Below are 14,962 nucleotides of genomic sequence, written 5' to 3' on the forward strand. Positions count from 1 at the left end.
TGGTGCTGATCTTTACTGTTATTAACTACGGTATGACCTACATCGGCGTTAGCCCGTATTGGCAGTACATCATCAAGGGTTCCATCATTATCTTCGCCGTCGCGCTAGATTCAATGAAATACGCGAATAAGAAATAAACTGTGTTTCGACTCAAGCTTGCTAAGGCCTTACATTCATCAGGCCTTTTCTTTTTTATAAAGGCAATAGACTTTGGTCTTTCTAATTTTAGTACTGGATAAAAATATTTAGAATCTTAGCGAAAAATAGTGCTCTATAGGTGAAAGCTCCTGACAAAAATATCTAACATTACTTATGTTTACTCACTTTCAGTTAATAATTTTGTACATTTGGCAGTCTTTGATTGACACTGGCATTTAGAATTATTCAATGAATTCAAAGGGTTTTTATCAACAGGAATCTCTGCTAGCTCGACAATGAAGCCTTTATTCTGCATTTCTCGTGCATGATGACGAAGATTAACTTTGGAGAAGAAAGGAATATTAAGATTTCCTGAATGAGGATATATGATTGCTAAAACAACTCTATGAACTCTTTTCCCCAATGGTGAAAAATCAAAGCTTATGTATGTTTCCTGTAAATGTTCTTGAACTTGAGGAATAACCTCTGGGCAATTTAACATCATATTTAGCCCGTTAGTAGCTTGTGCAAATAAATGACTGAATACGCTACTCCCGCCATAGTGCTTTACATGGATTATACGATTACATTGAGTAATTAAATCACAGAATTCATAGTTTTGTTTTACATCTTTTTGTCTTACCCAATGCTGATCAAGCACAGCTATCTGCTCAGAATCAGCTATTCTCCTTAAATAACAGCATTCACGCTGATCTTTATAAGGCTTGTCTTTAAGGCCATCCCAGCGGTCCAACGAGTAAAAATATGATTCAACCACCTTCGCAAAAGAAGGTTTAACATGATACCAATGGCCATCATTCAATACATATTTAAAACCGTTATGGTCTAACTCACCATTAAGAGATTCAAAAAATCCAATTGTATCAATGCAACGATCATCACCATTATATAAATAGATTTCTTTTGCTTTTATTGTGCTGATAGAAATAGATGCCTTACTCTTAAATGGAGCTTCCGCCAAAAAAATATCTAGTCTTAACTCAGGATGCTTACAGGGTGCTTTATGTCTTATTGTTTTGGTTGAGTAAACAAAACCAGAGAAGTCATGATAATCAATGATTTTAGGTGGAGCTAACCAAAAACCATCTATACTATCAGTCTGGAATTTTTGAACTAATTTGGATTCAAGTTGCTTTATTATTTCCGGGTCTGATTCCAAGCCAATAAATTCAGCCCAAGGATACTGCTCTTTGTAGTTATCACTAAAATAAGCGGCGACTAATCGTTCTGCAATTTCTCTAAACTTGTCAGCATCAATTTCAGTATATAAAGATACTGAGTCGTTGCCAGATACCATTTCAAGATCATCATCGTTTCTACTAACTATTGCTGTGATGGATTTCAATATTTCATGGTCGAAAGCAAAGTCGAAATCTTGAATTCCCGAGTTCAGTGCCACTTGAGATCGTGTATTTCTAGCAACCCTATCTAAGGTTGATTTGTCTATTGATTTGAGCTGCTCAGGATCACCTAGGTTCATAGAGACTCTTAGTCCAAAACCACGTTCAATAGACGACTTATCTAGAAGACTTCTTCCGTGACCGAATGTAAAAATTACATATCGATTTTCGACTTTAACAAAAAATGCTCCTTTAACAGATTTTTGTTTGAAGTGCTGATCCGCAATGCAGTAATCTGAAAATAGTGAAGCCCATTCAGCTTGGTTTGTATGGTTTGATAAACAAAGAACTAAGTCATCGGTTTCGTTCTTACAGTGTGATGTAAATTGCTTTTTGCTATTTTGAATTTCTTCAAGTAGCAAGCCTTCTTTACTTAAAAAAGCGACTACGTTTCGTTTCATTCACTTTCCTCCATCACAAAACTATATAAGCCACAATTCATATAGTTTATGTCAAGATAACAACATGTCTGTAGTAAATAGTTAAATTAGATAACTATAAATTGAAGCTCGTTATATTTTGAAAGGACATAATGTTTATCATGACGAAACTTATACTCTATTTCATTTGGATTAATCATGACTCGATATAGAAAATCTTCCGTTAGCGACTCGTTGATTGTTGGGTCTAGCAGTAAAATGATGAAACGAAGTTCTGTATTAAAAATGTCATATTTTTATCATCGCTAGATATTAACAGTGATTTCTCCCCCACGAAAAAGCGCCACCTAAATGGTGGCGCTCTCATGTTCTCGTGAAGAATAAGCTTTAATTAGTGCGGCAGTTTCACACCTGTTGGGCGCTTTTTACGCTCCATCAAGCGGCCAAACAGTGGGCTGAGTAGCGTTACAATCGCCAATACCGTAAAGGCTAAAGTGATTGGGCGTTCCCACAGGAAGCTGATTTCACCATCAGTAATGATCAATGCACGGCGCAAGTTCTCTTCCATCAAGCCGCCCAAAATAAAGCCGAGCAGTAGGGGAGCGAGTGGGAAGTTCGCTAGACGCAGAGCAATTGCGCCCATAGCCACCAGAATCATCACATACACATCCATAGTATTGAACGACACCAAATACACGCCAGTGATTGAGAAGAACAGAATCATCGGCAGCAGTACAGTGCGTGGTACTGCAAGCAGTTTGGAGATGTACGGAATCAACGGCAAGTTAAGGATCAGCAGTACGATGTTACCCACGTACATAGAGATGATCACTGACCAGAAAATATCGGGATGCTCAACAAACAGACGTGGACCCGGTTGAATGCCGTAAGCAATCAATGCACCAAGCATAATTGCAGTAGTACCAGACCCCGGAATACCCAGTGTTAATAGTGGTACAAATGAGCCGCTGGATGCCGCGTTGTTAGCAGATTCTGGCGCAACCAGACCACGAATAGAGCCTTGGCCAAATTCTTCTTTCTTGCCTTTAGGTGCGAGATTACGCTCCATACCGTAAGCCAAGAAAGCGGCAATTGTCGCACCTGCACCGGGCAAAACACCAGTGAAGAAACCAAGGATTGAGGAGCGCAGTGAAACCGGAGCCGCTTCTTTGATCTCTTCTTTGGTCAGCTTCATGCTGCCGATGTTTTTCATCTGCTCTTGTTCGTTGGCACTGTTGTCGGCATCCGGTTTTAAGATGCCCATCAAAGTTTCGCCAAGTGCAAAGGTCGCCATCGCTAGGAGTAGGAAGCTAAAGCCATCCATCAAATCCGTCAGGCCGAAGGTGAAACGTTCTACACCAATGCCTTTATCAATACCTACTGTGGAAAGCATTAAACCGAGTACGGTCATCATCCATGCTTTGATCACTTGGCCTTTGCCAGCAAACGCGGCAACGGCTGAAAGACCAACCAGCATCAGGGCAAAATAGTCTGAGGATTGGAAGCTGAGTGACACTTTCGCCAGTGCAGGAGCCGCAAACAGCAACATAATGGCTGAGAGTGTGCCGCCGGTGAAAGATGCGTAAGCAGCCAATGCTAGAGCTTTACCCGCTTGGCCTTTTTGTGCCATTGGGTAGCCATCAAATGCGGTCACGACGGTTGAAGAACAACCCGGGGCGTTAATCAAAATCGAAGAGGTTGAACCGCCAAAGATGGCGCCGTAGTAAACGCCGGCCATCAAAATCAGGCCAGAAGCGGGTTCTAATCCGTAAGTAATTGGGATCATCAGCGCAATGGCTGAAATAGGGCCTAAGCCGGGCAACATACCGATGAAGGTTCCTACGAAGCAACCAATCATCACCATCATCAGGTTGGTCGGCATTACCGCCGTCGCCAGCCCTTGTAAAATTCCGTCTAACATGATGAGTTCCTATCCGAAAGTAAACAGATGACCCGGCTCAAGATAGACATCCAGTCCTTTGGTCAGTAGTAAATAAAAAGCGATAACGAAGGGGAACGAAGCACCAAATAGAATGCTTTTACGTCGCTCGCCCAACAGGTAAAAACCCGCCATGAGGAAGAAGGAGGTGGCGATGACAAAACCAAGGTACGTCAGGCCAAGACCATACAGCGCCATCAAGACTAAAAAGCTGATCAACAACTTCCAATTGAACTCCAGTACTGCGCCACTTTTCTTGTCAGGTTGCCCAACAACAAGCAGTAGCAGCGATAGGGCGATGCCCGCATAAGTCAAAATGGTAGGCAGAGTTCGAGCGTTAAACGGTTCGAGCTCATCCCCCGGAAACATGGTGATCAGTGAGGTTTGATAGCCGTAACCTAAGGTAAACAGCAGAAAGAGCATGGCTCCGACTCGATCACGGCAGAGCAAATTCTCTTTGGTAAAAATTTTGGTTGGCAAGTCCGACATATCCAACTCCATTGGGTTTGTGAACGGTACGAGAGAAAAGAGCCGGGTAAACACCAGTTAATGAAGGTCGATTAACTCTCTCTTCCTACTTGAAGCGACAACGCCAAGTAGTTGGAGTAAAAAACCTGTCACACTGCCAACACGAATGTCGGCAGGTTTGAGGTGTAAGGGTAGATGAGGGACTGCCTGTCAAAGGATTCACCCATAACATTTACCCATAAACAAAGGAGTAACGGTGTATATGCTTACCCAGCAAACGGTGAGAGAAGCGGATTACTCCGCTTCTGCTGCAATTACTTCAAGAAGCCTAGCTCACGCATGAGATCAGCCATTTGCTTCTCTTGCTCTTCGAGGAAAGTGTAAAACTCTTTATCGCCCTTATAGCTGTCAATCCAGCCGTTACGGTCGCGGATCACTTTCCACTCTTCGCTAGCGAACATCTTCTTGAACACTTCGTTCCACTCAGCCACTTTCTCTGCACTCACGCCTGGAGCTGCAAAGTAGCCACGCCAGTTTACGAACGTGGTTGGGTTGCCGTAGTCAGCAAGTGTTGGGATATCCGGCGCGATATCGAGACGTTTTGGTGAAGTGATCGCAAGAACGCGTACTTGACCAGATTTCGACATCTCCAGAACTTCACCCAAGCCAGTTGAAAGCACTTGTGTTTCACCAGAAAGCAATGCTGTCATGGCTGAGCCACCTGCATCATAAGCGACATAGCGCACTTCTTTCGGGTCTAAGCCTTGGCCTTTAAAGGCGGCGGCTGCGACCAAGTGGTCCATGCTACCGCGTGCTGAACCGCCCGCGATTTTGATTTGCTTAGGGTTAGCTTTGAAATCAGCAACCACTTGTTCCCAAGAGGTGTATTTTGAATCACCAGATACAACAAATGCGCCGTAATCAGACACAATTTCAGCTACAGGAGTTAAATCACGGAAGGATTGTGGGAAAACGCCAGACAGTGAGCGAATGACGATCGGGGTTGAGTTCACCATCAAGGTATCTTGCTGACGATCAGCCGTTTCAATCAGGTGAGCAATCGCTTTGCCGCCGCCGCCACCAGATAGGTTTTGGTAAGACGCGTTTTCGATCAACTTGGCTTTCATTAACGCATCGCCTGTTGCGCGTGCGGTCATATCCCAGCCACCACCAGCACCACCGGGTACGATAAAGTGGATTTTCTCAATATCGGCCGCGAGAGAGGAGAAAGAAAAAGTAGCGGCCAGCATGGCGGCGGTGATAGAGGGTTTAAAAAACTTCAACATGTTTCACGTTCCTTATGTCGGCGCATCATACTGCACGTTGATGCTTATTGTTTTGTACTGTCCCCTTCCTACTGAAGCTATCGTGTTACTCACGACAACCACTAAGGGTCGGGTTAAAGGGCGTCAACCAACGATAATGACAGGTTAACGACCCACTACCGATGACTTGGTATGTAGACAAGGTTAAAAAGCTGTTAAAGAAATGTCTTCAATCCGTCAATAAAAACAATATTGGGCATTAAGGGGATTTTGTTCATAAAGTTCACAGATAAAGAAAGAAGCTAATTTAGGTAACTTGCTAATAGTGGAAATCGTGTAAATACTTTTGTTTTAAGCCATGGAATGGAAAGAAAATCCGTGATGCAGTGTAATCAGGAAATAATAAAAAGTTGGATCCATGGTCTCTGTCACGAGAGGACACAACATCATGGGTGGTTTAATACGTCGGGCTAGAAAAATATCTATTCGCTACACAGTGGGAACGTTATTTTTAATTGCGACCACATTAACGGCATTAGTTGCAATTGCCTTGCAGTTTCATTTCGGTAAGCAGACATCCCAAGAACAATTATTATCGAAACTGATCATGGCCTCGGCAGCGATCAGCGAATATGTCAGCGAGATGGAACTGAGTGCGGTGAGTAATGCCCGTATCTTAAAAACCATTTCTATGGCTGATACGGAGAAGTTTTCACAACGTGAAATTCGAGATCTTTTGGTTGAGGTTTTACGTGATAATCCATTGTTTTACAGCATCTATTATGGAAAGCCGAACGATGATTTTTACCAAATAATCAATTTAGATTCTTCCCCAGTCGTACGCCAACGTTTACATGCAGAAGATAGGGAAAGATGGGTAGTGATTAATATTGATGGGAGTGGTGCGCAGCGAACGCGTGCTACTCGCTATTTTACCGATCGTTTAAGCCTGACTCGTATCGTTACCGAGCCCAGTAATTATTTTCCGACTCAGCGTCCTTGGTATTCCACAGCGCAAGCAAACAAAGTCAATAAAACCCATCCTTACTTGTTTCAGCATTTCAAAATTACTGGCCAAACGTATTCTATAAAAAGTCGAAATGCCGTAATTGGCATTGATATTGTGCTCTCTTCTGTAGCCTCTAAATTAAGTACTCAAGCGCTTGGGCTAGGAGTTCGGCAAGATGTGGAAACGTATTTGTTTAACCGAGAAGGGGAAATTCTGGCCTCGAATTTTAATCAAGTATCTCCCAATGAATCCTCGCTACCTGAGGTGCAGCCTTTGGTGCTTTCTGAGCCTCAACAGCAGATAGTTAGGCAAATTAAGTCTCTGAAAGTATCAAATCAAACCGATTGGTTTCCTTACGATTTTGCTAATGCGGGGGAACCTCAAGGCTACACCATAGATCTGCTGAACATGGTCGCCCAAATGATTGGGATTAAACTGGAGTACATGAACGGGTTCAGCTTTGAGGAACTTTCAGATCAGTTCCAAAAAGGTAAGCTGGATGTGCTCAACGCGGTAGCTTTGCCACAAGGTGAAAACAGCGCTTTGAGCGCTCCTTTGGTGTTAGATAAACCTGCTTTATTGAAGGCGGAAAATGTACAAGGTTGGCCCCAAACGGTGGCGGTTGTGCGGGGTCAACAGTGGCCATTAATGAATGAGCCTTCCGTGCGATGGATAGAGTTTGAAGATGTTAACCAGGCCGTTGAGGCTTTCCGCGCTGGACGTGTGGAAGGGTTTTACAACGCTTATCAGGTACTGAAAAGCGTTAATTTGACTGGGCTTGAACAACAAACACAGATTCAAATTCTGGATGCACAACCAGAAATCCCCATCTCCTTAGTCATGAGCCCGCAATACGCGGAGTTGTCGGCGCTATTCAATCAAGCTCTTGCTCAAATCACGCCAGAGCAGCTCACTTGGTTACAGGAAAAATGGTTCAGTGGGCATACTACCTTTTCACGTTGGGTACCTTATTCGATTTTGCGTGAAGTGAGCCAACAGCAAGAACAATATGGCCGCATGCTGCCGATTACCGTAGCGGATAAAGACCGTTACCTTTATTTAGTGCCAGTGAGTGATGAGCAGGAATATTTGGCCGTCTTAATTCCGCAGCACTTAGTGACTGAGCAGGTCGTCGCACAACTTTGGAAATCACTATCAATGACGGTGGGCGTTATGCTCATTCTTCTGCCTGTCGCTTGGTGGTTTGGTACGCCGATTGTGAATCCGATCAGTCAGTTGATTGATGAAACACACAAAATCAAACGACGAGAGTTTGAGGATGTAAAATTGGTCGATAGCAAAATTAAAGAAGTGTCAGAACTTTCTGGAGCGATGACGGATATGGTGAAAGAGATCCGCCGCCATGAAAAATCGCAAGAAGAGTTCGTTGAAGCCTTCATTCAGCTCATCGCAGGAGCGATTGACGATAAGTCACCGTACACGGCGGGACACTGTAACCGAGTACCTGAATTGGGCATGATGCTTGCCAAAGCGGTAGAAGAGAGTGACGAAGGTCGCTTCAAAGACTTTCGTTTCGCCAATGCCAAAGAGTGGCGTGAGTTTAGGATTGCGGCATGGCTGCATGATTGTGGGAAGATCACTACGCCAGAACATATTGTCGACAAGGGCAGTAAGTTAGAGGCCAATTACAACCGAATTCATGAAGTTCGTACCCGATTTGAAGTGTTATGGCGTGATGCGCAAATTGAAGCGCTGAAAGCCCAGCTAAAAGGCACACCGAAAGCTCAAGCGGAGAGAGCTTGTAAACAACGGCAGCAGCAACTGCAAGAGGATTTCGCCTTTATTGCTCAGGCCAATATTGGTAGTGAGTTTATGAGTGACGAATCACTACGACGTATCCGCACCATTGCCACGCAAACGTGGGTACGTCATTTCGATAATCGCTTAGGTTTATCGCCGTTGGAGGAACTGCATCAACCGGAGAATATGAAAGCTCCACCAGTCAAAGAAAAGCTGCTGATGGATCGCCCAGAACATATTGTTCACCGTGAACGTTCAACCCATTTTGATCCTAAATTGGGAATTAAAATGGAAGTGCCTGAACACCTGTATAACTTGGGTGAAGTGTATAACCTCTCAATACGGGCGGGTACGTTAACGGCGGAAGATCGTTACAAAATCAATGAACACATGATCAGCGGCATCAAAATGCTGGACGCTCTGCCTTTCCCGAAAGAGTTGAGTCGCGTTCCTCGCTATGCATCGACACACCACGAAACACTCAAAGGTACAGGTTATCCACGCAAGCTGAGTGCTGAAGAACTCTCAATCCCTGAGCGGATCCTGGTGATTGCCGATATTTTTGAAGCGTTAACCGCGGCGGATCGGCCTTACAAAAAAGCGAAGCCATTAAGTGTTGCTGTCGACATCATGTACAAAATGGCCTGCGACCAACATATCGACAAAGACCTCTTCCTCCTGTTCTTAAAACAAGGAGTTTATCTCGAATATGCACACATGTTTTTGCCTGAAAAACAGATAGATAAAGTCAATATTGAACAGTATTTTCAGCAAGAAAAGGTGGCATGAATTCAACATAATTAATCGCTCATGTTTCTTATACCTTAGTCTAAAGTGTCGACAATTTGCTTGATTGTCGACACTTTGTTGGGCTACTTTTTCATCAGACCGAATTGTTATTAATGAGTACCTAGGTACAAAGATCTAGGTGCGATAGTGAGAATTACGATTGATGAAAAGCAGTACCTTATCTCGTCAGCCGAGCACCGAAAAAGAGAACACCAAATCAGAGAACCTAACTGAATATCTGATTGAAGCCATTGTGGAAGGGGAGCTCGCTCCGGGCAGCAAAATCTCTGAACCTGAACTGGCAAAACGTTTTCAAGTCAGTCGCGGCCCGTTACGTGAAGCCTTAATGCGAGTCGAAGGGCTTGGGTTGATAGAGCGCATTCCGCACATTGGTGCGCGAGTGACTCAGCTTTCACCCACCAAATTGGTTGAGTTGTATGCGGTGCGCGAAGCATTAGAAGGCATGGCTGCAAGGCTTGCGGCGCGCAATATCACCGAAATCGAATTGGCGGGCTTAGAAAGCTTATTGTCGACACATTCGACCCATATCGATCAGGTTGAAGGCGCTTCTTACTTTCACCAGCAGGGTGATTTCGATTTCCACTACCGAATTATTCAAGCCAGCCGCAATCAACAACTGATTGGTTTGCTGTGTGATGAGCTTTACCACTTGCTGCGCATGTATCGTTACCAATCGCCGCGTTCGCATTCGCGCCCGGTAGAAGCTTTGGAAGAACACAAATTTATTCTGCGTGCGATCCGCCAACGAGACGAAGAGTTGGCAGAAATGCTGATGCGTCGTCACATCGCGTGCAGTCGTCAATTGATCGAACAACAAATAATGCTGGATGCCCAACAACAAGGTTAAGGAGAATCCCATGAGCTTAAGCCCAGGAGCCAAATTCAGGCTCGCGGTTAAAACCAACCATCCGTTGCAGATCGTCGGCACGATCAACCCTTATTGCGCGATGATGGCGAAAAGTATCGGTCATCAGGCGGTTTATCTTTCCGGTGGTGGCATTGCTAATGCTTCGTACGGCTTGCCGGATTTGGGCATCACCACGCTGAATGATGTGCTGGTGGATGTGGAACGCATCACCAACGCCTGCGATTTGCCCCTATTGGTGGATATTGATACTGGATTTGGCGGCGCATTTAACATTGCACGCACCATCAAAGCGATGGAAAAAGCGGGAGCCGCAGCAGTGCACATGGAAGATCAGGTGGCGCAGAAACGCTGTGGTCATCGTCCCAATAAAGCGATTGTTAGCCAGCAAGAGATGGTGGATCGCGTCAAAGCCGCAGTAGATGCGCGCATCAATCCTGAGTTTGTGATCATGGCACGCACCGATGCGTTAGCGGTGGAGGGCATGGACAGTGCGATTGAACGAGCGATTGCTTGTGTGGAAGCTGGCGCGGACATGATTTTCCCCGAAGCCATGACTGAGCTGAAACAGTACGAGCAGTTTTCGACGGCACTGCGCAGTGCCACAGGTAAACATGTGCCGATTTTAGCCAACATTACCGAGTTTGGTCAGACCCCCCTTTACAGCGGTGAGCAATTGGCGGCGGTGAATGTGGATATGGTGCTGTACCCACTCAGCGCTTTCCGCGCCATGAATAAAGCCGCGGAAAATGTGTATCGCCATTTGCTTGAACACGGTAATCAGGAAGCGCTGCTCGATCAAATGCAAACGCGCAAAGAACTTTACGCTTACCTGCATTACCACGAATACGAAGACAAGCTAGATCAGCTGTTTTCACAATCCTCTTAAGTCGAGGGAAGCCCAAGGAAAATTAGTGCCCCCTAAAGATTTGGTGTTGCCAAACAACGCCAGATCGGCAGGGAAAAATCCAATAACGTGAAATTGCTCTCCCGACACACCTGAAGGTGGACACTAAGAGGTCGGTGCGTAAGCGCCAAAAGGAGAGCCAGAAAAGGAGTTCGACATGTCTGCTGCAAAAGAGTTGGGCGGAGCAGGGCTGCGCGGCCAAAGCGCGGGAAGCACCGCTTTGTGTACTGTGGGTAAAACGGGAACTGGGTTAACCTACCGTGGTTACGACATTACCGATTTGGCTCATCATGCTCAGTTTGAAGAGGTTGCACACCTGCTATTGGTGGGGCACCTACCAACGCAAGCCGAGCTAGATCAGTACAAAACCCGTTTGATTGGCCTGCGCGGTTTACCCGAAAAACTCAAACAAGCGCTGGAATTGATCCCTGCCGAAGCGCATCCCATGGATGTGATGCGTACGGGCTGCTCGGTGCTTGGTAACCTTGAGCCTGAACACTCTTTTGCAGACCAACAATCGGCTACCGAGCGCATGCTGGCGCTGTTTCCGGCGATTATTTGTTACTGGTATCGCTTCAGTCATGATGGGGTGCGCATTGATACTGCGGATCACAGCGAAGACTCGATTGGCGGCTATTTCCTTAAAATGCTCACTGGCCAAGCGCCGAGCGAGCTGTTCAAACAGGTGATGCACTGCTCGTTAACTCTGTATGCCGAGCACGAATTCAATGCATCCACCTTCACCGCGCGAGTGTGTGCGTCAACCTTGTCGGATATTCACTCTTGTGTGACGGGCGCGATTGGTACGCTGCGTGGGCCTTTGCATGGCGGGGCTAATGAAGCCGCGATGGCGATGATTGAGCAGTGGCACAGTGCCGATGAAGCGGAAGCGGGCACCATGCGCATGCTGGCTAACAAAGAGAAAATCATGGGCTTTGGCCACGCGATTTATCGCGAGAGTGACCCACGCAATGCCTTAATCAAAGAGTGGTCGAAGGCGCTTTCCGAAGCGGTGGGTGATACTCATCTCTACGCTGTCTCTGAGCGTGTGGAAGCGGTGATGAAGCGCGAGAAAGATCTGTTCTGTAATGCCGACTTCTTCCACGCCTCGGCCTATCACTTTATGGGCATTCCGACCAAATTGTTCACGCCAATCTTTGTGATGAGCCGTTTAACCGGCTGGGCGGCGCATGTTTATGAGCAGCGTGCGAATAACCGAATTATTCGCCCAAGCGCGGATTATGTGGGGCCTGAGCATCAAACTTGGCTGCCGATTGAACAGCGTGGCTAACACTGAACAAGTACAACGAACCCTCCAGTGGAGGGTTCAGAGCCATTTCAATGGCCAGCAGCAATGGAAGCAAAATAATGAATAGTCTGTATCGTAAACCCTTACCGCTAAGCTCCGCGCAATCTCAGGTCGATTTCTTTGATACGCGAGCGGCGGTTGAGGCGTTAAAACTGGGCGCGTACCAAACTTTGCCTTACACTGCGCGCATTCTGGCCGAAAACTTGGTGCGCCGCTGCCCGCCGGAGCAATTGAGCGAAAGTCTGCTGCAAATTATCGAGCGTAAACGCGACCTCGATTTCCCTTGGTATCCCGCGCGCGTGGTTTGCCACGATATTCTCGGCCAAACCGCGCTGGTCGATTTAGCGGGCTTGCGTGATGCGATAGCCGATCAAGGCGGCGACCCAGCGCAAGTCAATCCTGTAGTAGAGACTCAGCTGATTGTTGATCACTCGTTGGCGGTGGAATATTCCGGCTGCGATCCTGATGCGTTTGAAAAAAATCGCGCGGTGGAAGACAGACGCAACGAAGATCGTTTCCACTTTATCGAGTGGTGTAAAACCGCGTTTAAAAACGTCAGCGTGATCCCCGCCGGTAATGGCATCATGCATCAGATCAATCTGGAAAAAATGTCACCAGTGGTGCAAGTGAAAGAGGGCGTGGCCTTCCCTGATTCTTGCGTAGGAACGGATAGCCACACGCCACACGTCGATGCCCTCGGTGTACTGGCGATTGGCGTGGGTGGTCTTGAAGCGGAAACCGTGATGCTCGGTCGCCCTTCGATGATGCGCTTGCCAGATATTGTCGGCGTGAAACTCACTGGAGCGCGCCAACCGGGCATTACCGCAACCGATATTGTGTTGGCATTAACCGAATTTCTACGCCGCGAGCGAGTGGTCTCGGCCTATCTGGAATTTTTTGGCGAAGGGGCGAAAGCGCTGACCATCGGCGATCGCGCGACCATCTCCAACATGACGCCGGAATACGGCGCGACCGCGGGCATGTTCTACATTGATGAACAGACTATTCAATATTTAAAACTGACTGGCCGCGAGCCAGAGCAAGTTGCGTTGGTTCAAAGCTACGCTAAAGCCACAGGTTTATGGGCGGACAGCTTAGAGCACGCTGAATACGAACGTGTGCTTGAGTTTGATCTCTCCAGCGTTGAGCGCAATTTGGCGGGGCCTTCCAATCCACATCGCCGCTTGCCAACGAAAGAACTCAGTGCGCGCGGCATTGCGATACCTGCTCAGCAACGAGAAGCACAACAAGCAGAGGGCTTGATGCCCGATGGCGCAGTGATCATCGCCGCCATCACTTCCTGCACCAACACCAGTAACCCGCGTAACGTGGTTGCGGCAGGGCTGTTGGCTAAAAAAGCCAATCAGCTTGGCCTTAAACGTCAGCCTTGGGTGAAAACCTCTTTCGCGCCCGGCTCGAAAGTCGCCAAATTGTATTTGGAAGAAGCCGGTTTGCTCTCTGAACTTGAACAACTTGGTTTTGGTATCGTGGCGTATGCCTGTACCACCTGTAACGGCATGAGCGGTGCGCTCGACCCTACTATTCAACAAGAAATCATTGAGCGCGATCTCTACGCTACGGCGGTGCTGTCTGGCAACCGCAATTTTGATGGCCGTATTCATCCGTATGCCAAGCAAGCGTTTTTGGCTTCGCCGCCACTGGTCGTGGCTTACGCGATAGCAGGTACGATGCGCTTTGATATTGAGCGTGACGCTCTAGGTCACAATGCGCAAGGCAAACCGATTTATCTCAATGACTTATGGCCAAGTGATGAAGAGATTGATGCAGTCGTTGGCCGCGCGGTGAAACCGGAACAGTTCAAACAGATCTATATTCAGATGTTCAAACTCGATGAGACGCAAAGCGTGAGTTCGCCGCTGTATGACTGGCGGCCGATGAGCACTTATATTCGCCGTCCGCCATATTGGGAAGGGGCGCTCGCGGCACCGCGCACCTTGAAAGCGATGCGACCACTGGCGATCTTGGGTGACAACATCACCACGGATCATTTATCTCCCTCCAATGCCATTTTGGCCAACAGTGCAGCAGGCGAATACCTAACTAAAATGGGCGTGCCGGAGGAAGATTTTAACTCTTACGCCACCCACCGCGGCGATCACCTGACTGCACAGCGTGCTACGTTTGCTAACCCGAAACTGTTTAACGAAATGGTCAAAGAAAACAGGCAAATCAAGCAAGGCTCCCTCGCACGCATTGAGCCGGAAGGCAAAGTGACGCGCATGTGGGAAGCGATTGAAACTTACATGAACCGCAAACAACCGCTGATTGTGATAGCAGGAGCGGATTACGGCCAAGGCTCATCACGTGATTGGGCGGCCAAAGGCGTGCGTTTAGCCGGCGTTGAAGCGATTGTTGCCGAAGGCTTTGAGCGGATTCACCGCACCAACTTGGTCGGGATGGGCGTACTACCGTTGGAATTTAAATCGGGTGCCAATCGCCACTCGTTAGCGTTGGATGGCACTGAGCTGTTTGATGTGGTGGGAGAGATCAAGCCCGGTGCAGATTTAGCCCTAGTCGTGACCAGACAAAATGGCGAGAAGCTCGATGTGGCGGTGACGTGTCGTTTGGACACGGCCGATGAAGTGCACGTATACCAAGCGGGTGGCGTGTTGCAACGCTTCGCGCAAGACTTTTTGGCGCAGTAGGAGGCAGTATGAACGAGACAGTGT

General features: G+C 47.1%; 9 protein-coding genes and 1 pseudogene. 6 read left to right on the forward strand and 4 right to left on the reverse strand.

Annotated features, from left to right (window positions below; translation table 11 throughout):
* Positions 1–137, forward strand: a pseudogene (gene mglC / locus D908_RS20355) (galactose/methyl galactoside ABC transporter permease MglC); the annotation flags it as partial.
* A 179-nt stretch (positions 138–316) separates the two neighbouring features.
* On the opposite strand, the gene D908_RS15840 reads toward mglC, so the two are convergent.
* The 4 genes from D908_RS15840 to D908_RS15825 form a co-directional block, all read right to left on the reverse strand.
* On the reverse strand, positions 317–1,960 hold the full coding sequence (locus D908_RS15840; protein WP_005522772.1) for a TIGR04141 family sporadically distributed protein: 1,644 nt from the start codon (positions 1,958–1,960) through the stop codon (positions 317–319).
* Positions 1,961–2,330: 370 nt separating this feature from the next.
* Positions 2,331–3,860 carry a tripartite tricarboxylate transporter permease gene (locus tag D908_RS15835; protein WP_000883965.1) on the reverse strand — a complete coding sequence of 510 codons (1,530 nt, stop codon included), beginning with the start codon at positions 3,858–3,860 and terminating at the stop codon, positions 2,331–2,333.
* 9 nt (positions 3,861–3,869) lie between these two features.
* Entirely contained in the window at positions 3,870–4,367 is a 498-nt protein-coding gene (locus tag D908_RS15830) for a tripartite tricarboxylate transporter TctB family protein (protein WP_001281722.1), read from the reverse strand.
* A 293-nt stretch (positions 4,368–4,660) separates the two neighbouring features.
* Positions 4,661–5,632: a tripartite tricarboxylate transporter substrate binding protein gene (locus D908_RS15825; protein WP_000911044.1), complete on the reverse strand. Its 972-nt coding sequence runs from the start codon at positions 5,630–5,632 to the stop codon at positions 4,661–4,663.
* A 427-nt stretch (positions 5,633–6,059) separates the two neighbouring features.
* Between D908_RS15825 and D908_RS15820 the strand changes: the two genes are divergently transcribed.
* From D908_RS15820 to acnD, 5 genes are all read left to right on the forward strand, one after another.
* Entirely contained in the window at positions 6,060–9,170 is a 3,111-nt protein-coding gene (locus D908_RS15820) for an HD domain-containing phosphohydrolase (protein ID WP_005522775.1), read from the forward strand.
* 163 nt (positions 9,171–9,333) lie between these two features.
* The gene (locus D908_RS15815; RefSeq protein WP_000842810.1) at positions 9,334–10,038 is read left to right on the forward strand and encodes a GntR family transcriptional regulator; all 705 of its coding nucleotides are present in this window, start codon (positions 9,334–9,336) and stop codon (positions 10,036–10,038) included.
* 10 nt (positions 10,039–10,048) lie between these two features.
* Positions 10,049–10,945 carry a methylisocitrate lyase gene (gene prpB, locus D908_RS15810; protein ID WP_005522777.1) on the forward strand — a complete coding sequence of 299 codons (897 nt, stop codon included), beginning with the start codon at positions 10,049–10,051 and terminating at the stop codon, positions 10,943–10,945.
* Positions 10,946–11,120: 175 nt separating this feature from the next.
* Positions 11,121–12,254, forward strand: a complete 1,134-nt coding sequence (gene prpC / locus D908_RS15805; RefSeq protein WP_005522778.1) for a bifunctional 2-methylcitrate synthase/citrate synthase — start codon at positions 11,121–11,123, stop codon at positions 12,252–12,254.
* Between the two features lie 77 nt (positions 12,255–12,331).
* Positions 12,332–14,938 carry a Fe/S-dependent 2-methylisocitrate dehydratase AcnD gene (gene acnD / locus D908_RS15800; RefSeq protein WP_005522779.1) on the forward strand — a complete coding sequence of 869 codons (2,607 nt, stop codon included), beginning with the start codon at positions 12,332–12,334 and terminating at the stop codon, positions 14,936–14,938.
* The last annotated feature ends 24 nt before the right edge of the window (positions 14,939–14,962 follow it).

The sequence above is a fragment of the Vibrio mimicus CAIM 602 genome (assembly GCF_000338875.1).
Lineage (GTDB): Bacteria > Pseudomonadota > Gammaproteobacteria > Enterobacterales > Vibrionaceae > Vibrio > Vibrio mimicus.

What these genes read in the sequence shown, in the direction of transcription:
- D908_RS15815 (WP_000842810.1), top strand. Translation starts at nt 9,334, where the DNA reads ATGAAAAGCAGTACCTTATCTCGTCAGCCGAGCACCGAAAAAGAGAAC.
- D908_RS15840 (WP_005522772.1), bottom strand. Translation starts at nt 1,960, where the DNA reads ATGAAACGAAACGTAGTCGCTTTTTTAAGTAAAGAAGGCTTGCTACTT.
- acnD (WP_005522779.1), top strand. Translation starts at nt 12,332, where the DNA reads ATGAATAGTCTGTATCGTAAACCCTTACCGCTAAGCTCCGCGCAATCT.
- D908_RS15835 (WP_000883965.1), bottom strand. Translation starts at nt 3,860, where the DNA reads ATGTTAGACGGAATTTTACAAGGGCTGGCGACGGCGGTAATGCCGACC.
- D908_RS15820 (WP_005522775.1), top strand. Translation starts at nt 6,060, where the DNA reads ATGGGTGGTTTAATACGTCGGGCTAGAAAAATATCTATTCGCTACACA.
- D908_RS15825 (WP_000911044.1), bottom strand. Translation starts at nt 5,632, where the DNA reads ATGTTGAAGTTTTTTAAACCCTCTATCACCGCCGCCATGCTGGCCGCT.
- prpC (WP_005522778.1), top strand. Translation starts at nt 11,121, where the DNA reads ATGTCTGCTGCAAAAGAGTTGGGCGGAGCAGGGCTGCGCGGCCAAAGC.
- D908_RS15830 (WP_001281722.1), bottom strand. Translation starts at nt 4,367, where the DNA reads ATGTCGGACTTGCCAACCAAAATTTTTACCAAAGAGAATTTGCTCTGC.
- prpB (WP_005522777.1), top strand. Translation starts at nt 10,049, where the DNA reads ATGAGCTTAAGCCCAGGAGCCAAATTCAGGCTCGCGGTTAAAACCAAC.